Annotated in this window: 14 protein-coding genes; 10 read left to right on the forward strand and 4 right to left on the reverse strand. The window is 64.5% G+C overall.

The features are described from left to right. Positions 1-88 precede the first annotated feature (88 nt). Positions 89-1,054, forward strand: coding sequence for a DMT family transporter (locus tag ABIB24_RS13465; RefSeq protein WP_354316603.1), 966 nt, complete (start codon positions 89-91; stop codon positions 1,052-1,054). A gap of 132 nt (positions 1,055-1,186) precedes the next feature. Here the strand turns inward: ABIB24_RS13465 and ABIB24_RS13470 are convergent, their stop codons facing one another. Further along, positions 1,187-2,581 carry a class II fumarate hydratase gene (locus ABIB24_RS13470; protein WP_137163221.1) on the reverse strand — a complete coding sequence of 465 codons (1,395 nt, stop codon included), beginning with the start codon at positions 2,579-2,581 and terminating at the stop codon, positions 1,187-1,189. 155 nt (positions 2,582-2,736) lie between these two features. Between ABIB24_RS13470 and ABIB24_RS13475 the strand changes: the two genes are divergently transcribed. The 7 genes from ABIB24_RS13475 to ABIB24_RS13505 all read left to right on the forward strand — a co-directional run bounded on the left by ABIB24_RS13475 (position 2,737) and on the right by ABIB24_RS13505 (position 10,735). Further along, on the forward strand, positions 2,737-3,261 hold the full coding sequence (locus tag ABIB24_RS13475; RefSeq protein WP_025338091.1) for a DUF2059 domain-containing protein: 525 nt from the start codon (positions 2,737-2,739) through the stop codon (positions 3,259-3,261). 10 nt (positions 3,262-3,271) lie between these two features. Beyond that, positions 3,272-3,568, forward strand: a complete 297-nt coding sequence (locus ABIB24_RS13480; RefSeq protein ID WP_003252644.1) for a BolA family protein — start codon at positions 3,272-3,274, stop codon at positions 3,566-3,568. A 227-nt stretch (positions 3,569-3,795) separates the two neighbouring features. Beyond that, positions 3,796-4,728, forward strand: a complete 933-nt coding sequence (gene trhO / locus ABIB24_RS13485) for an oxygen-dependent tRNA uridine(34) hydroxylase TrhO (RefSeq protein ID WP_075044053.1) — start codon at positions 3,796-3,798, stop codon at positions 4,726-4,728. Positions 4,729-4,731: 3 nt separating this feature from the next. Further along, positions 4,732-5,364, forward strand: a complete 633-nt coding sequence (locus ABIB24_RS13490) for a DsbA family protein (protein ID WP_354316607.1) — start codon at positions 4,732-4,734, stop codon at positions 5,362-5,364. Continuing rightward, on the forward strand, positions 5,357-7,189 hold the full coding sequence (locus ABIB24_RS13495; RefSeq protein WP_354316609.1) for an ABC transporter ATP-binding protein: 1,833 nt from the start codon (positions 5,357-5,359) through the stop codon (positions 7,187-7,189). Before ABIB24_RS13490 ends, ABIB24_RS13495 begins: the two co-directional genes overlap by 8 nt. Positions 7,190-7,462: 273 nt before the next feature. After that, entirely contained in the window at positions 7,463-9,919 is a 2,457-nt protein-coding gene (locus ABIB24_RS13500; RefSeq protein ID WP_354316611.1) for an EAL domain-containing protein, read from the forward strand. Between the two features lie 30 nt (positions 9,920-9,949). Continuing rightward, complete coding sequence (locus ABIB24_RS13505; RefSeq protein WP_075044056.1) at positions 9,950-10,735, forward strand: iron-containing redox enzyme family protein; 786 nt, start codon at positions 9,950-9,952, stop codon at positions 10,733-10,735. Between the two features lie 121 nt (positions 10,736-10,856). Here the strand turns inward: ABIB24_RS13505 and ABIB24_RS13510 are convergent, their stop codons facing one another. The 3 genes from ABIB24_RS13510 to ubiG form a co-directional block, all read right to left on the reverse strand. Further along, entirely contained in the window at positions 10,857-11,597 is a 741-nt protein-coding gene (locus ABIB24_RS13510; protein ID WP_025338096.1) for a YciK family oxidoreductase, read from the reverse strand. Between the two features lie 152 nt (positions 11,598-11,749). Further along, on the reverse strand, positions 11,750-12,421 hold the full coding sequence (gene mupP, locus ABIB24_RS13515; RefSeq protein WP_046615545.1) for an N-acetylmuramic acid 6-phosphate phosphatase MupP: 672 nt from the start codon (positions 12,419-12,421) through the stop codon (positions 11,750-11,752). A 2-nt stretch (positions 12,422-12,423) separates the two neighbouring features. Beyond that, positions 12,424-13,122: a bifunctional 2-polyprenyl-6-hydroxyphenol methylase/3-demethylubiquinol 3-O-methyltransferase UbiG gene (gene ubiG / locus ABIB24_RS13520; RefSeq protein WP_025338098.1), complete on the reverse strand. Its 699-nt coding sequence runs from the start codon at positions 13,120-13,122 to the stop codon at positions 12,424-12,426. A 111-nt stretch (positions 13,123-13,233) separates the two neighbouring features. Here ubiG and mtnA point away from each other — a divergent pair, with 111 nt between their 5' ends. Together mtnA and gyrA are read left to right on the forward strand one after the other, a co-directional pair. Further along, positions 13,234-14,310, forward strand: coding sequence for an S-methyl-5-thioribose-1-phosphate isomerase (mtnA, locus tag ABIB24_RS13525; RefSeq protein ID WP_025338099.1), 1,077 nt, complete (start codon positions 13,234-13,236; stop codon positions 14,308-14,310). Positions 14,311-14,676: 366 nt separating this feature from the next. Next, entirely contained in the window at positions 14,677-17,442 is a 2,766-nt protein-coding gene (gene gyrA / locus ABIB24_RS13530) for a DNA gyrase subunit A (RefSeq protein WP_274079245.1), read from the forward strand. Positions 17,443-17,690 lie beyond the last annotated feature (248 nt).

A 17,690-nucleotide genomic window follows, 5' to 3' on the forward strand; every position in this document is an offset into this window, starting at 1 on the left:
GAATTCTTTTCCCGGCATCCGCCACCGTCCCCGCCCTTCAAGCCCGTAGAATTCAACTACCCCCACCACGGGCTTGATCGAGGATTTTATGCACACCATTACCGGCCGCTGGGGCTATGGCCTGTTCCTGGCACTTCTGACCGCATTGCTCTGGGGCATCCTGCCGATCAAGCTCAAGCAGGTGCTGCAAGTGGTCGACCCGGTCACCGTCACCTGGTACCGCCTGCTGGTTTCCGGTGGCCTGCTGTTCGCCTGGCTGGCCGCCAAGCGCAGGTTGCCTTCCTTGCGCAAACTGGCGCCCAAGGGCAAAGGCCTGGTGGTAGTGGCCGTGCTTGGCCTGATGGGCAACTACGTGCTGTACCTGATCGGCCTCAACCTGCTCAGCCCGGGCACCGCGCAACTGGTCGTGCAGATCGGCCCGGTGCTGTTGCTGGTGGCCAGCGTGTTCGTGTTCCACGAGCGTTTCAGCCTGGGGCAGGGCGTGGGCCTGCTGATCCTGCTGGCGGGGTTCGGGCTGTTTTTCAACCAACGCCTGGAAGAGTTGCTGACCTCGCTCGGCACCTATACCACCGGCGTGCTGACCATCCTGCTGGCCACCAGCATCTGGGTGTTCTATGCGCTTAGCCAGAAGCAGTTGCTGACTGTGTGGCATTCGCAGCAGGTAATGATGGTGATCTACCTCAGCTGCGCCGCGCTGCTGACGCCCTGGGTCCACCCGTTGGAGGCGTTGCAGCTGACCCCGGTGCAAGGCTGGCTGTTGCTGGCCTGTTGCCTGAATACCCTGGTGGCCTATGGCGCGTTCGCCGAGGCGCTGGCGCACTGGGAGGCGTCGCGGGTGAGTGCCACGCTGGCGCTGACCCCGCTGGTGACCTTTGTCGCGGTGGCGCTGGCGGCGTTGGTGTGGCCTGAGTATGTGCACGCTGAGGACATCAATGCCCTGGGCTATGTGGGGGCAGTGACGGTGGTGCTGGGTTCGGCGCTGGTGGCGCTGGGGCCTTCGCTGGTGGCCGGGTGGCGCGCCCGCAAGTTCAAGAGGGTTGCGCGCTCTGTGTAGGAGCGGCCTTGTGTCGCGATGGGCTGCGCAGCAGCCCCAGAAATCTCGGCAGCGACATAGATTTTTGGGGGCTGCTGCGCAGCCCATCGCGACACAAGGCCGCTCCTACAGGGGAGCGCGGTCTCTGAGCTGTCAGCCCTTGCCCCCCGGAGCCAGCATGTTCTCCGGCCTCACCCACTGGTCGAACTGCTCATTGGTCAGGTACTTCAACTCCAGTGCCGCCTCGCGCAAGGTCTTGCCTTCGCCATAGGCCTTCTTGGCAATTTCCGCCGCCTTGTCATAGCCAATATGCGGGTTCAGTGCCGTCACCAGCATCAACCCCCGTTCCAGGTGCGCCGCCATCTGCTCGGCATCCGGCTCGATGCCCGCCACGCAGTGCTGCTGGAAGTTGCGGCAGCCGTCAGCCAGCAATTCGATCGACTGCAGCAGGTTGTGGATGATCACCGGCTTGAACACGTTCAGCTGCAAATGCCCCTGGCTGGCGGCAAAGCCGATCGCCGCGTCGTTGCCCAGCACCTGGCAGGCCAGCATCGACAGCGCTTCGCACTGGGTCGGGTTGACCTTGCCTGGCATGATCGAGCTGCCCGGCTCGTTGGCCGGCAGGCGTACCTCGGCCAGCCCGGCGCGCGGGCCGGAACCCAGCAGGCGCAGGTCGTTGGCGATTTTCATCAGGGCCACGGCCAGGGTCTTCAGGGCGCCGGCCAGGCTGGTCAGCGGCTCGTGGCCGGCGAGGGCAGCGAACTTGTTCGGCGCAGTGACGAACGGCAGGCCGGACAACGCCGCCAGCTCGGCGGCGATGGCTTCGGCAAAACCATGCGGGGCGTTGAGCCCGGTACCCACGGCAGTGCCGCCCTGGGCCAGTTCGCACACCGCCGGCAGGGTGGCGCGGATGGCGCGCTGGGCATAGTCGAGCTGGGCGACGAAGGCCGACACCTCCTGGCCGAAGGTGATCGGCGTGGCGTCCATCATGTGCGTGCGGCCGGTCTTCACCAGCTTGTGGTGGCGTGCCGACAGCTCGGCCAGCCCCGAGGACAGCTCTGCGATGGCCGGCAGCAGCTTCTCGTGCACCGCCCGCGCCGCAGCGATGTGCATGGCGGTGGGGAAGCAGTCGTTGGAACTCTGCGAGCGGTTGACGTGGTCGTTGGGGTGCACGGGGGCCTTGCCGCCACGGCCCTTGCCGGCCAGTTCGTTGGCCCGCCCGGCGATCACTTCGTTGACGTTCATGTTGCTCTGGGTGCCGCTGCCGGTCTGCCAGACCACCAGCGGGAACTGGTCGTCATGCTGGCCGCCCAGCACTTCGTCGGCGGCCTGTTCGATCAGCCGGGCGATGTCGGCCGGCAAGTCGCCGTTACGGTCGTTGACGCGGGCCGCGGCCTTCTTGATCAGCGCCAGGGCGTGCAGCACCGCGATGGGCATGCGTTCCTTGCCAATGGCGAAGTTGATCAGCGAACGCTGGGTCTGCGCACCCCAGTAGGCGTCCTCAGGAACTTCGACCGGGCCCAGGCTGTCTGTCTCGATACGGCTCATTCTGTACTCACTCCTGTGTAGTTCGAAATCGCAGTTTAGGCCCTGATTCGACCGAGCGGTTCCGTCGCTCGTCGTGCCACTTGAGCACATCGCCACCACGGCGCAGAATGCTCTACTCTGAGGTACCCGCCTCCCTCTCTTCTGAAGGAAATGCAATGACCCGTCTCCGTGTCCTTTGTGCCGCCGTTGCCCTGGCTTGCGCCAGCGGCCAGGTACTCGCTGCCACCGCCAGCCACAACGCTGCTGCCGAGAAATTCCTGACCCTGGCCAACGCCGACAAGCTGGGCACCCCGGTGTACATGCAGGTCCAGCAGATGTTCGCCCAGCGTTTCGCCCAGACCAAGGCCCCGACCACCAAGCAGGCGGTGCTGGAAAGCTACCAGGCCAAGGCCAACGCCGCGCTGGACAACGCCATCGGCTGGAACAAGCTGAAGCCGAAGATGGTCGACCTGTACACCCAGACCTTCACCGAGCAGGAGCTCAAGGACCTGGTCAAGTTCTACGAATCGCCGCTGGGCAAGAAAGTGCTGCGCGAAATGCCCAAGGTCACCCAGCAGTCGGCCCAGCTGACCCAGCAGAGCCTGGAGCCAGCGGTACCGGTGGTGAACAAGCTGCTGGACGACATGACCAAGGAGCTGGACCCGAACGCTGGCAAGGCCGCCGCCCCGGCGAAGAAGTGAGTACGCCGCGATGACCATGCAACAGCGTATCGAACAGCAGCTGGCCGCCCTGGCGCCGCAACACCTGCAAGTGCTCAACGAAAGCCACATGCACAGTCGTGGTCAGGAGACCCACTACAAGGCAGTGATCGTCAGCGAGCAGTTTGCCGGGTTGAACAGCGTCAAGCGCCACCAGAAGGTGTACGCCACCATGGGTGAGCTGATGGGCGAGATCCATGCCCTGGCCATCCACACCTACACCGCCGAAGAGTGGGCCAAGGTCGGCGTTGCACCCGCCTCGCCTGTGTGCGCGGGCGGCGGGCACTGAAACCTTGCTGTTGTTCTGGTAGAATCCGCAACATTCCGGGGGCCGCTTTGCGGCCCATTCGCGGCACAAGGCCGCTCCTACAGGGATAGCGCAGCCCGTCGGCTGGTGCATTCCCCTGTAGGAGCGGCCTTGTGCCGCGAATGGGGCGCAAAGCGCCCCCTGCTTTTTTGTCACACTGTCAAACCCGGTCCGCCCCTTACGAGGGCAACCACTGGAGATCCTGCTTCATGTCCCAACCCATCGTCGTCGCGGCGCTGTACAAGTTCGTCACCCTGGAAGACTACGTCGAGCTGCGCGAGCCGCTGCTCAAGACCATGCTCGACAACAACGTCAAGGGCACCCTGCTGCTGGCCCACGAGGGCATCAACGGCACCGTGTCGGCCACCCGCGAAGGCATCGACGGCCTGCTGGCCTGGCTGCGCAACGACCCACGCCTTGCCGATGTCGACCACAAGGAGTCGTACTGCGACGAACAGCCGTTCTACCGCACCAAGGTCAAGCTCAAGAAAGAGATCGTAACCCTCGGCGTACCGGGCGTGGACCCGAACCAGGCGGTCGGCACCTACGTCGAGCCCAAGGACTGGAACGCGCTGATCAGCGACCCGGAAGTGCTGCTGATCGACACCCGCAACGACTACGAAGTGGCCATCGGTACCTTCAAGGGCGCCATCGACCCGAAGACCGAAACCTTCCGCGAGTTCCCCGACTACATCAAGGCCAACTTCGACCCCAGCAAGCACAAGAAGGTTGCCATGTTCTGCACCGGCGGTATCCGTTGCGAAAAAGCCTCCAGCTACATGCTCGGTGAAGGCTTCGAGGCGGTCTATCATCTTAAGGGCGGCATCCTGAAATACTTCGAGGAAGTGCCTCAGGAAGAAAGCCTGTGGGACGGCGACTGCTTCGTCTTCGACAACCGCGTCACGGTGCGCCATGACCTGAGCGAAGGCGAGTACGACCAGTGCCACGCCTGCCGCCACCCGATCAATGCAGAGGAGCGCGCGTCCGAGCACTATTCGCCAGGGGTCAGCTGCCCGCATTGCTGGGACACCCTGAGCGAGAAGACCCGGCGTAGCGCCATCGACCGGCAGAAGCAGATCGAGCTGGCCAAGGCGCGCAACCTGCCGCACCCGATCGGTTACAACTACAAAGCCGAGGCTTGATGCATGTCTGCACGCCTGATCTATGTGATGGACCCGATGTGCTCCTGGTGCTGGGGTTTCGCACCCGTGGCCGCGGCCCTGATCGCCCAGGCGCGTGACGCAGGCGTGCCCACCCGCCTGGTGCCGGGCGGGCTGCGTACCGGCGGCAGTGCCCTGGACAGCTCTACCCGCAAGTACATCCTCGAACACTGGCAGGCGGTGGCCGATGCCACCGGCCAACCGTTCCGCTTCGAGGGGGCCATGCCCGACGGCTTCGTCTACGACACCGAGCCGGCCTGCCGTGCCCTGGTCACCGCCCGCGAACTGGACGCCGAGCGCGTCTGGCCGCTGCTGGCGCTGATCCAGCGTTCGTTCTACGAGCAAGGCGTGGACGTGACCGTTGCACCGCATCTGGTCGACCTGGCCGAACAGGCAGGCTTCGACCGTGCCATGTTCGCCGAGGCCTTCGCCCGTGCCGATACCCGCGCCGCCACTGCAGCCGATTTCAGCTGGGCCCAGGACCTGGGCATCGCCGGTTTCCCGACCTTGCTTGCCGAACGCAATGGCCAACTGGCCCTGCTGACCAACGGCTACCAGCCGCTGGAGCGCCTGCAACCCTTGCTCGGCCGCTGGCTGCAGCAGGCCGCCTGTGCTTGATGTGCCTGGGTCACCCGACCCGGTACCGGGCAAACCTCACACTGTGGCCGATCGATTGAGCTGGGCGGAAATCCGCCGCCTGGCCCTGCATCACAAGAAAAACCTCTGGTCCGCCAACCTCATCGCCGTATTGGCGGCCTGCTGCAGCGTGCCTATCCCGCTGCTGCTGCCGCTGCTGGTGGACGAAGTGCTGCTGGGCCATGGCGATGCCGCGTTGAAGTGGATGAACCACCTGCTGCCGTCCAGCTGGCAGGTGGCCGCGGGCTACATCGGCCTGATGTTGCTGCTGACCCTGTGCCTGCGCCTGGCCGCCTTGGCGTTCAACGTGATCCAGGCCAAGCTGTTCGCCGGCCTGGCCAAGGACATCGTCTACCGCCTGCGCATTCGGCTGATCGAGCGGCTCAAGCGCATCTCGCTGAAGGAATACGAAAGCCTGGGCAGCGGCACGGTGACCACTCACCTGGTCACCGACCTGGACACCCTCGACAAGTTCGTCGGCGAAACCCTGAGCCGCTTCCTGGTGGCCATGCTGACCCTGACCGGCACGGCGGCCATCCTGATCTGGATGCACTGGCAGCTGGCCTTGCTGATCTTGCTGTTCAACCCGCTGGTGATCTACTTCACCGTGCAGCTGGGCAAGCGTGTCAAGCACCTGAAAAAGCTCGAGAACGACAGCACCGCACGGTTTACCCAGGCGCTGGCGGAAACCCTCGACGCCATTCAGGAAATCCGCGCCGGCAACCGCCAGGGCTACTTCCTCGGTCGCCTTGGCCTGCGCGCCCGCGAAGTGCGTGACTACGCCGTGGACTCGCAGTGGAAGAGCGATGCCAGCGGCCGCGCCAGTGGCCTGCTGTTCCAGTTCGGCATCGATATCTTCCGCGCCGCGGCCATGCTCACCGTGCTGTTCTCCGACCTGTCGATCGGCCAGATGCTGGCGGTGTTCAGCTACCTGTGGTTCATGATCGGCCCGGTGGAGCAGCTGCTCAACCTGCAATACGCCTACTACGCCGCCGGTGGTGCGCTCAGCCGCCTCAACGAACTGCTGGCACGCGACGAAGAGCCGCAGTACCCGGCTGCCAGCGACCCGTTCGCCGGCCGCGAGACGGTGGGTATCGAAGTGCGCGACCTGCGCTTTGCCTATGCCGACGAGCCGGTGCTCGAGCACCTCGACTTGTCCATCGCCGCGGGCGAGAAGGTGGCGATCGTCGGCGCCAGCGGTGGTGGCAAGAGCACCCTGGTGCAGCTGTTGCTGGGCCTCTACAGTGCCCAGGCCGGCACCATCCGCTTTGGCGGTGCCAGCCTGCAGGAAATCGGCCTGGAAACCCTGCGTGAAAACGTCGCGGTGGTATTGCAGCACCCGTCGTTGTTCAACGACACCGTGCGCGCCAACCTGACCATGGGCCGTGACTGCAGTGACGAGGCCTGCTGGCAGGCGCTGCGCATTGCCCAACTGGATGCCACCATCGCCGCGTTGCCGCAGGGCCTGGACAGTGTGGTGGGGCGCTCCGGCGTGCGCTTGTCCGGTGGCCAGCGCCAGCGCCTGGCCATTGCCCGCATGGTGCTGGCCGAACCCAAGGTGGTGATCCTCGACGAAGCCACTTCGGCCCTGGATGCCGCCACCGAATACAACCTGCACCAGGCCCTGGCGCGCTTCCTCAGCGGCCGCACCACACTGATCATCGCCCACCGCCTGTCGGCGGTGAAACAGGCCGACCGGGTGCTGGTGTTCGACGGCGGGCACGTGGCCGAGGATGGCGACCATCAGCAGCTGATTGCCGAGGGTGGGTTGTATGCCAAGTTGTATGGGCACCTGCAGCAGAGCTGATCCCCACAAGCAAGTGCGCTGTGTGTGTAGGAGCGGCCTTGTGTCGCGATCGGGCCGCAAAGCGGCCCCTGGATTTTTGCTTTACCGCTGATATCTTGGGGCCGCTTTGCGGCCCGATCGCGACACAAGGCCGCTCCTACAAAAAGCGCGTCGACATAATCGAAAATGGCGTTGAGCCTGGCATAAAAAACCCAACCGCCGGGATGGCAAATGGCCTACGCTGTGCTTTGTCTGGGTTGATTTGCGCCTTATCTGCTCTGTGACAGGGACTCCATGAAGGGACATCGCACTCTAGAAGCGCCAAAGTTGCTCGGCATCACCTGGCCCTTCATCGCCGTTGTGGTCTTCCAGGTAGCCTTGGGCAGCCTCAGCCTTTATACGCTCTCGGCCGTGCGTGCCTATGTCGCGGGCGAAAGCCTTTGGTCCAAGGCGCAGAAAGACGCCATCTACTACCTCAACCTGTACGCCGAAACCCGCGACGACAGCACCTACCATCGCTATCGCCAGGCCATCACCGTGCCCCAGGGCGACCACCAGCTGCGCGAAGTGATGGACCAGCCCAGCCCCGACCTGGACGCCGCGCGCCAGGCCGTGCTGCAAGGCGGCAACCACCCCGACGATGTCGAGCGGATCATCTGGTTCTACCGCAACTTTCGCAACGTCAGCTACATGCAGACGGCCATCGACTACTGGGACATCGGCGACGACTACCTGGGCAAGCTGGATATGCTGGCCATGGAAATGCGCGGCAGCTTCGCCGCTGGCCCGGTCGGCGCCCGCACGGTCAGCGACTGGAAGGCGCGCATTGTCACCATCAACGAAGGGGTAACCCCGGCCGCCAAGGCGTTCAGCGATGCCTTGGGCGAGGGCTCGCGCATGTTGCTGCGGGTGCTGCTGATCACCAACCTGCTGACCGCGATGTTCCTGATTGCCATTGCCTGGCGCCGCTCCAGCAAGCTGTTGGCCCAGCGCCAGGCCTTTGCCAGCGCCCTGCAGGAAGAAAAGGAGCGGGCGCAGATCACCCTGCAGGCCATTGGTGATGCGGTGATTACCGCTGACGTGGAGGGCAGTATCGGCTACATGAACCCCGCCGCCGAGCAACTGACCCACTGGCAGGCCGGCCATGCCCAGGGCCTGCCGCTGTCGGCGCTGTTCAGCCTGGTGGACGAGCAGGCCGAGGAAGACGGCCGCAGCCTGGTCGAACAGGTGCTCAGCGGCAGCCTCAAGGGTGGCGCCGAGCATGCCCGGCTGATCCAGCGCCTGGACGGTAGCACCGTGTCGGTCAACCTGGTCGGCTCGCCGATCGTCAATGACGGCCAGGTCAGCGGCATCGTGCTGGTGCTGCACGACATGACCCAGGAGCGCCAGTACATCGCCAACCTGTCCTGGCAGGCTACCCACGATGCCCTGACTGGCCTGGCCAACCGCCGCGAGTTCGAATACCGCCTGGAGCAGGCGCTCAATGACCTGGCGCGCCAGGCCGGGCGGCATTCGCTGATGTTCCTCGACCTCGACCAGTTCAAGCTGGTCAACGATACCTGCGGGCATGCCGCCGGCGACGAGCTGCTGCGGCACATCTGCGCCGTGCTGCAGTCCGGCCTGCGCGAGGGCGACACCCTGGCCCGGCTGGGTGGTGACGAATTCGGCGTGCTGCTGGAAAACTGCCCGCCCGACCAGGCCGAGCGCATTGCCGAGCAGCTGCGCCAGCTGGTGCAGAGCCTGCATTTCGTGTGGAAAGGGCGGCCGTTCGTCACCACCGTCAGCGTCGGCCTGGTGAACATGGCCCAGTCCCCCGGCACCCTCGAAACCTCGCTGCGTGCCGCCGACATGGCCTGCTACATGGCCAAGGAAAAAGGCCGCAACCGCGTGCAGGTGTACCATGCCGACGACAGCGAGCTGTCCATGCGCTTTGGCGAAATGGCCTGGATCCAGCGCTTGCACGTGGCCCTGGAAGAAAACCGCTTCTGCCTGTACGCCCAGGAAATCGCCCCGCTGAAAACCTTCGAAGGCCCCGGCCATATCGAGATCCTGCTACGCCTGCACGACGAAAGCGGCCGTACCATCCTGCCCAGCAGCTTCATCCCGGCGGCCGAGCGCTACGGCCTTATGACCGCGCTGGACCGCTGGGTGGTGCGCAATGTGTTCCTGGTCATCCGCCAGTGCCTGGACGAAGGGCGCGAGGGGCCGCTGTCGATCTGTGCGATCAACCTGTCGGGGTCGAGCATTGGCGATGACAAGTTCCTCGAATACCTGCAACGCCTGTTCGTCGAATACGCCATTCCGCCGCGGATGATCTGTTTCGAAATCACCGAAACCAGCGCCATAGCCAACCTTGGCAGCGCCATCCGCTTCATCAACGAGTTGAAGGGGCTGGGTTGTCGCTTCTCGCTCGATGATTTCTGCGCCGGCATGTCGTCGTTCGCCTATCTCAAGCATTTGCCCGTGGATTACCTGAAGATCGACGGGAGTTTCGTCAAGGACATGCTCGACGACCCGGTCAACCGGGCCATGGTCGAGGTCATCAACCACATCGGTCACGTAATGGGCAAGCGCACCATTGCCGAATTCGTCGAAACACCCTTGATCGAGCAGGCCTTGCAGGAAATTGGCGTGGATTACGCCCAGGGCTACCTCATCGAACGCCCTCAGGTGTTCACCTGTGACAGTCTGCAGCGCCAACGGATCGCCGCCCGGCCTCTGTTGCAGCGGGCACCTGGCACGTTTCGCTAGCTAGAAATCACAAGGATCAAGGAGCTGAAAGTGATTGACGCATTCGTTCGTATCGGGCCTTTGATGGATCCCGCCAGCTACCCCCAATGGGCCCAGCAACTGATTGAAGACTGCCGCGAGAGCAAGCGCCGGGTAGTCGAGCATGAGTTCTACGCGCGCCTGCGCGATGGCCAGTTGAAGCAATCGACCATTCGCCAGTACCTGATCGGTGGCTGGCCGGTGGTGGAGCAGTTTTCGCTGTACATGGCCCACAACCTGACCAAGACCCGCTATGGCCGTCATCAGGGCGAAGACATGGCGCGGCGCTGGCTGATGCGCAACATCCGTGTCGAGCTCAACCACGCCGACTATTGGGTGAACTGGTGCCAGGCGCATGGCGTGCACCTGCACGAGCTGCAGGCCCAGGATGTGCCGCCAGAGCTGAACGGCCTGAATGACTGGTGCTGGCGCGTGTGCGCTACCGAGAACCTGGCCATTTCCATGGCGGCGACCAACTACGCCATCGAAGGTGCGACCGGTGAATGGTCGGCGGTGGTGTGCTCCACCGACACCTATGCGCTGGGCTTCCCGGAGGATCAGCGCAAGCGGGCGATGAAGTGGCTGAAGATGCATGCCCAGTATGACGACGCGCACCCGTGGGAGGCGCTGGAGATCATCTGCACCCTGGCCGGCGAGAACCCGACCCAGGGGCTGCGCAATGAACTGCGCAAGGCGATTTGCAAGAGTTATGACTGCATGTACCTGTTCCTGGAGCGGTGCATGCAGCTGGAAGGGCGCCAGCAGGGGCGCATGCGCCCGGTGTTGGCAGCGGGGTAGGGCCGGGGGCCGCCATGCGGCCCATCGCGACACAAGGCCGCTCCTACATGGGTATGCGATCCCCTGTAGGAGCGGCCTTGTGTCGCGATGGGCTGCAAAGCAGCCCCGGCAATTCCAAGCCTTACTGGGCGTTGAACGCCTGCCCATTCACCCCTTTGCTGTCCGGCCCCATCAGGTACAGGTACACCGGCATGATCTCTTCCGGCAGCGGGTTGTTCTGCGGGTTTTCGCTAGGGTAGGCCTGCGCCCGCATCGCCGTGCGCGTGGCACCCGGGTTGATGCTGTTGGAGCGCACCGGTGCCACGCCTTCCAGTTCATCGGCCAGGGTTTGCATCAGGCCCTCGGTGGCGAACTTGGACACGCCATAGGCGCCCCAGTAGGCCCGGCCCTTGCGCCCGACGCTGCTGCTGGTGAACACCACCGAAGCGTCTTCCGACAGCTTCAGCAGCGGCAGCAGGGTGCTGGTGAGCATGAAGGTGGCATCGACGTTGATGTGCATCACGCGCATGAAGTTGTCACCCGACAGCTGCTCCAGCGGCGTGCGCGGGCCGATGATCGAAGCGTTGTTCAGCAGGCCGTCGAGGCGGCCGAACTGGTCTTCGATCATCACCGCCAGTTCGTCGTACTGGTGGGGCAGGGCGGTTTCCAGGTTGAACGGGATCACCACCGGTTGCGGGTGCCCGGCGGCTTCGATCTGGTCGTAGACCTCGTTCAGGTTGGCCTCGGTCTTGCCCAGCAGCAGCACAGTGGCGCCCAGCGCAGCGTAGGCCTTGGCGGCAGCGGCGCCGATGCCGCGGCCGGCACCGGTAACCAGGATGACCCGGCCTTGCAGCAGGTCGGGGCGGGCGGTGTAGTCGAACATGGTAGGTCCTTCGAGTTCGTTGGCGCGGCACCGTCCCCTGTGGGAGCGGGTTTACCCGCGAATGCGTACTATCAGACGCCGGTGTCGCCTGGCCTGGCGCATTCGCGGGTGAACCCGCTCCCACAGGGGCTGTGCTGCGGTCTAGACGGGGTTCAGCAGCCGCACAGCGCGCTGTCGATCACTTTGCGCAGTTCCAGCGGGTGGTCCACCACCACATCGGCGCCCCAGTTGTTGGGGTTGTCCTCTGGATGAATATAGCCGTAGCGCACCGCCGCCGTGCGGGTGCCGGCGTCGCGGCCAGACTCGATGTCGCGCAGGTCGTCGCCGACGAACAGCACGCTGGCCGGGTCCAGGCCGAGGGTCTTGCAGGCGAGGATCAGCGGCTCGGGGTCGGGCTTGCTGTTCTTGACATGGTCCGGGCAGATCAGCAGCGCCGAACGCTCGGCCAGGCCCAGTTGCTGCATGATCGGCTCGGCGAAGCGCACCGGCTTGTTGGTGACCACGCCCCACAGCAGGTTGCCTTTCTCGATGTCGGCCAGCAGCTCGGCCATGCCGTCGAACAGCTTGCTGTGCACCGCGCAGTCGCGCTGGTAGCGCTCGAGGAACTCCAGGCGCAGGGCCTCGAAGCCTTCGGCCTCCGGGCTCATGGCGAAGGTCGCGGCGACCATCGCCCGTGCGCCGCCGGAGATCACGTCGCGGATCAGCTTGTCATCGACGGCCGGCAGGCCGCGCTCGGCGAGCATGGCCTGGCAGATGGCGATGAAGTCCGGCGCCGTGTCGAGCAAGGTGCCGTCCATGTCGAAGAGTACTGCTTGCAAACGCATGCTTATTCCTCGCGCAGGGTCTGGATCATGTAGTTGACGTCGACGTCGCTGCTGAGCTTGTAATGCTTGGTCAGCGGGTTGTAGGTCAGGCCGATGATGTCCTTCACCTGCAGGCCGGCAACGCGGCTCCAGGCGCCCAGCTCGGACGGGCGGATGAACTTCTTGAAGTCGTGGGTGCCGCGCGGCAGCATCTTCAGGATGTACTCGGCGCCGACGATGGCCAGCAGGTAGGCCTTGGGGTTGCGGTTGATGGTGGAGAAAAACACCTGGCCGCCAGGCTTGACCATGCGGTAGCAGGCGCGGATGACCGAAGACGGGTCGGGCACGTGCTCGAGCATTTCCAGGCAGGTGACCACGTCGAACTGTTCAGGCATTTCCTCGGCCAGGGCTTCGGCGGTGATCTGCCGGTATTCCACCTGCACGCCCGACTCCAGCTGGTGCAGCTGGGCCACGGCCAGTGGCGCTTCGCCCATGTCGATGCCGGTGACCGTGGCGCCGCGCAGGGCCATCGCCTCACTGAGGATGCCGCCGCCGCAACCCACGTCCAGCACTTTCTTGCCGGCGAGGCTGGCGCGCTCGTCGATCCAGTTGACGCGCAGCGGGTTGATTTCGTGCAGCGGCTTGAACTCGCTTTCGCGGTCCCACCAGCGGTGGGCCAGCGCTTCGAACTTGGCGATTTCGGCGCGGTCGACGTTGCTCATTAGAACAGTCCTCTGAAACTTCGCAAAATTGCGCCGGAGTATACCCGAGCGCTCGGCCCCGAGGGTCGCTATAATCGCCGGCTTTTGATATCCGAACGACGGGGAGAGGCGATGCGCGAGCGACTTTTGGCGGCGGAGAAGGTGACCGGGATCCGCTGGCAGGGCGGCGTCTTGCACCTGCTCGACCAGCGCCTGCTGCCGTCGGAAGAGCGCTGGCTGGCCTGCGACAATGTCGCGCAGGTGGCAGCGGCGATCCGCGACATGGCCGTGCGCGGCGCCTCGGCCATCGGCATTGCCGCGGCCTATGGCCTGGTGCTGGCCCTGGAGGAGCGGCTGGCCGAGGGTGGCGACTGGGAAATGGACCTGGAGGAAGACTTCCTTGTCCTGGCTGAAGCGCGCCCTACCGCCGCCAACCTGTTCTGGGCGCTGAACCGCATGCGTGAGCGCCTGCAGCGCCTGCGTCCGGACGAAGGCGTGCTGGCGGCGCTGGAGGCCGAAGCGGTGGCCATCCACGAAAGCGACCGCGAAGCCAACCTGACCATGGCCCAGCACGGTATCGAGCTGATCCGCCGCCACCAGGGCAACGCCCAGACCCTGCTCACCTACGGCAACGCCGGCGCCCTGGCCTGCGGTGGTTTCGGCACCGCGCTGGGGGTGATCCGCGCCGGTTACCTGGAGGGCATGGTCGAGCGTGTATACGCCGGCGAGACCCGCCCCTGGCTGCATGGCTCGCGCCTGACCGCCTGGGAGCTGGCCAACGAGGGCATCCCGGTGACCCTGTGCGCCGACTCGGCGCTGGCCCACCTGATGAAAAGCAAGGGCATCACCTGGGTGGTGGTGGGCGCGGACTGCATCGCCGCCAACGGCGACGTGGCCAGCAAGATCGGCACCTACCAGCTGGCGGTCAGCGCCATGCACCACGGCGTACGTTTCATGGTGGTGGCGCCGAGCACCAGCATCGACCTGAACCTGGCCACGGGCGAGGACATCCCGCTGGAAGAGCGCGCTGCCGACGAGTTGCTGGACATTGGCGGTACCCGCGTGGCGCCGGATGTCGAGGTGTTCAACCCGGTCTTCGACGTGACCCCGGCCGACCTGATCGACGTGATCGTGACCGAGCGCGGCATCGTCGAGCGGCCGGATGCCGCCAAGCTGGCACAGTTGATCTGTCGCAAGCGCCTGCACTGATAGTCGTAGCGCCTGTGCCGGCCTCTTCGCGGGTAAACCCGCTCCCACAGGGATAGCACAAGGCCTGAGGGCGGTGGTGTACCTGTGGGAGCGGGTTTACCCGCGAAGAGGCCGGCACAGGCTATAAAAAATCCAGATTCAACCTCGTGTGAGGCCACCTGCCACATCTCCCCACCGCCCCTGCCTTTGTGATAACATCCGGCAGTTTCCAAGACCGCCCACCACGGCGGCCTTCATTGCGCAGATCCATGGCACAACTCATTGATTTGTCGTAAGTCGTCGCACCCTTATGCGTTGCGGCGGCGAGCTTCGTTCGGCCCTTGATGGAGCTGCGAAGTTTCACCAGAAAAAGGAATCAGGCTTCTCATGGGCGAACTGGCCAAAGAAATCCTCCCGGTCAATATCGAAGACGAACTGAGACAGTCTTACCTCGACTACGCGATGAGCGTGATTGTCGGGCGAGCGCTGCCCGATGCGCGTGACGGCTTGAAGCCCGTGCATCGTCGCGTTCTCTATGCGATGAGCGAACTGGGCAACGACTGGAACAAGCCGTACAAGAAATCCGCCCGTGTGGTCGGTGACGTGATCGGTAAGTACCACCCGCACGGCGACACCGCGGTCTACGACACCATCGTGCGTATGGCCCAGCCGTTCTCGCTGCGCTACCTGCTGGTCGACGGCCAGGGCAACTTCGGTTCGGTGGACGGCGACAACGCCGCAGCCATGCGATACACCGAAGTGCGCATGGCCAAGCTGGCCCACGAGCTGCTGGCCGACCTGCACAAGGAGACCGTCGACTGGGTGCCCAACTACGACGGCACCGAGCAGATCCCGGCAGTCATGCCGACCCGTATTCCCAACCTGCTGGTCAACGGCTCCAGCGGTATTGCCGTGGGCATGGCGACCAACATCCCGCCGCACAACCTCGGCGAGGTCATCGATGGCTGCCTGGCACTCATCGACAACCCCGAAGTCACCATCGATGAGCTGATGCAGCACATCCCTGGCCCGGACTTCCCGACTGCCGGCCTGATCAACGGCCGCCAGGGCATCATCGAGGCCTATCGTACCGGCCGTGGTCGCATCTACATGCGTGCCCGCTCCGAGATCGAAGACATCGACAAGGTCGGTGGCCGCCAGCAGATCGTGGTTACCGAGCTGCCGTACCAGCTGAACAAGGCTCGCCTGATCGAGAAGATCGCCGAGCTGGTCAAAGAGAAGAAGATCGAAGGCATCACCGAGCTGCGCGACGAATCCGACAAGGACGGCATGCGCATCGTCATCGAGCTGCGTCGCGGCGAGGTGCCGGAGGTGGTGCTCAACAACCTCTACCAGCAAACCCAGCTGCAGAGCGTATTCGGCATCAACGTGGTGGCCCTGGTCGACGGCCGTCCGCGCCTGCTCAACCTCAAGGACCTGCTCGAAGCGTTCGTGCGTCACCGCCGTGAAGTGGTGACCCGCCGTACCGTGTTCGAGCTGCGCAAGGCCCGCGAACGCGGCCATATCCTCGAAGGCCAGGCGGTCGCGCTGTCCAACATCGACCCGGTCATCGCCCTGATCAAGGCCTCGCCGACCCCGTCCGAAGCCAAGGAGGCCCTGGTCTCCACTGCCTGGGAATCCAGTGCCGTGCAGGTCATGGTCGAGCGCGCCGGCGCCGACTCCTGCCGTCCCGAGGACCTGCCGGAGCAGTACGGCCTGCGTGAAGGCAAGTACTACCTGTCGCCGGAACAGGCCCAGGCCATTCTCGACCTGCGCCTGCACCGCCTGACCGGCCTGGAGCACGAGAAGCTGCTGGCCGAGTACCAGGAAATCCTCGAGCAGATCGGCGAGCTGATCCGCATCCTCAGCAGCGCCGAGCGCCTGATGGAAGTGATCCGCGAAGAGCTGGAAGCGATCCGCGCCGAATATGGCGATGCCCGCCGTACCGAAATCCTCGATGCGCGCCACGACCTCAACTACGGCGACATGATCCCGGAAGAAGAGCGCGTGGTGACCATCTCCCACGGCGGCTACGCCAAGACCCAGCCGCTGTCCGCCTACCAGGCCCAGCGCCGTGGCGGCAAAGGCAAGTCGGCTACCGGGGTGAAGGACGAGGACTACGTCGAGCACCTGCTGGTTGCCAACAGCCATGCCACCCTGCTGCTGTTCTCCAGCAAGGGCAAGGTGTACTGGCTGAAGACCTACGACATCCCTGAAGCGTCCCGCGCCGCCCGCGGCCGCCCGCTGGTCAACCTGTTGCCGCTGGAGGAAGGTGAGCGCATCACCGCCATGCTGCAGATCGACCTCGAGGCCCTGCAGCAGAACGCTGACGCCGACGAAGAGCTGGAGGACGCGGAAGACACCGTGCTCGAAGGCGAAGTGGTCGAGGCCGAGGAAGTGGACGAGGAAGACGGCGACACCCCTGAGTGGGTAGCCGAGCCGACCGGCGCCTACATCTTCATGGCCACCGCTTCGGGTACCGTGAAGAAGACCCCGCTGGTGCAGTTCGCCCGTCCGCGCTCCAACGGCCTGATTGCCCTGAAGCTGAAGGAAGGTGACACCCTGATCGCCGCGGCCATCACCGACGGTGCCAAGGAAGTCATGATGTTCTCCGACGCCGGCAAGGTGATCCGCTTCGCTGAAAGCGTGGTGCGCGAGATGGGCCGTAATGCCCGTGGCGTGCGCGGCATGAAGCTGGGCAAGGGCCAGCAGATCATCTCCATGCTGATCCCGGAATCCGGCGCGCAGATCCTCACCGCCTCCGAGCGTGGCTTCGGCAAGCGCACACCGCTGTCCAAGTTCCCGCGTCGCGGCCGTGGTGGCCAGGGCGTGATCGCCATGGGTACCAAGGGGCGCAATGGCCTGCTGATCGGCGCCATCCAGGTGCAGGAAGGCGAAGAGATCATGCTGATCTCCGACCAGGGCACGCTGGTGCGTACCCGCGTTGGCGAAGTGTCCAGCCTGGGCCGTAACACTCAGGGCGTGACCTTGATCAAGCTGGCTACCGACGAGACGCTGGTGGGCCTGGAGCGTATTCAGGAGCCTTCCGAGGACGAACTCGATGATGTGATCGAGACGGACGAAGAGGGCGTCGAGGCTGAAGCGCCAGACAACGAAGAAGCTGCTGGTGCCGAAGAGGCCCCGCAGGAGTAAGCAAGCGTAAAACCCGAACGGGGCGACCAAGGTCGCCCCGTTTGACTGATTACAGCAGGCAATACTGAACCTCCCTTTGGTGGGGCGAGCTTTTTGTAGGAGCGGCCTTGTGTCGCGAAAGGGCTGCACAGCAGCCCCAGGATTTCAGCGGCGCTGCAAAAAGCTGGGGGCCGCTTTGCGGCCCTATCGCGACACAAGGCCGCTCCTACAAAGAGCAGTGAGTGGCCTGCAAGAAACGATTTTGTACC

The organism is Pseudomonas sp. UYEF17 (genome assembly GCF_040546125.1).
Lineage (GTDB): Bacteria > Pseudomonadota > Gammaproteobacteria > Pseudomonadales > Pseudomonadaceae > Aquipseudomonas > Aquipseudomonas putida_Z.

Bases quoted from the DNA above. Each gene is read 5' to 3' on its own strand.
- mtnA (WP_025338099.1), top strand. From the start codon at position 13,234: ATGCGCGAGCGACTTTTGGCGGCGGAGAAGGTGACCGGGATCCGCTGG.
- trhO (WP_075044053.1), top strand. From the start codon at position 3,796: ATGTCCCAACCCATCGTCGTCGCGGCGCTGTACAAGTTCGTCACCCTG.
- ABIB24_RS13490 (WP_354316607.1), top strand. From the start codon at position 4,732: ATGTCTGCACGCCTGATCTATGTGATGGACCCGATGTGCTCCTGGTGC.
- mupP (WP_046615545.1), bottom strand. From the start codon at position 12,421: ATGCGTTTGCAAGCAGTACTCTTCGACATGGACGGCACCTTGCTCGAC.
- ABIB24_RS13475 (WP_025338091.1), top strand. From the start codon at position 2,737: ATGACCCGTCTCCGTGTCCTTTGTGCCGCCGTTGCCCTGGCTTGCGCC.
- ABIB24_RS13470 (WP_137163221.1), bottom strand. From the start codon at position 2,581: ATGAGCCGTATCGAGACAGACAGCCTGGGCCCGGTCGAAGTTCCTGAG.
- gyrA (WP_274079245.1), top strand. From the start codon at position 14,677: ATGGGCGAACTGGCCAAAGAAATCCTCCCGGTCAATATCGAAGACGAA.
- ubiG (WP_025338098.1), bottom strand. From the start codon at position 13,122: ATGAGCAACGTCGACCGCGCCGAAATCGCCAAGTTCGAAGCGCTGGCC.
- ABIB24_RS13480 (WP_003252644.1), top strand. From the start codon at position 3,272: ATGACCATGCAACAGCGTATCGAACAGCAGCTGGCCGCCCTGGCGCCG.
- ABIB24_RS13500 (WP_354316611.1), top strand. From the start codon at position 7,463: ATGAAGGGACATCGCACTCTAGAAGCGCCAAAGTTGCTCGGCATCACC.
- ABIB24_RS13465 (WP_354316603.1), top strand. From the start codon at position 89: ATGCACACCATTACCGGCCGCTGGGGCTATGGCCTGTTCCTGGCACTT.
- ABIB24_RS13510 (WP_025338096.1), bottom strand. From the start codon at position 11,597: ATGTTCGACTACACCGCCCGCCCCGACCTGCTGCAAGGCCGGGTCATC.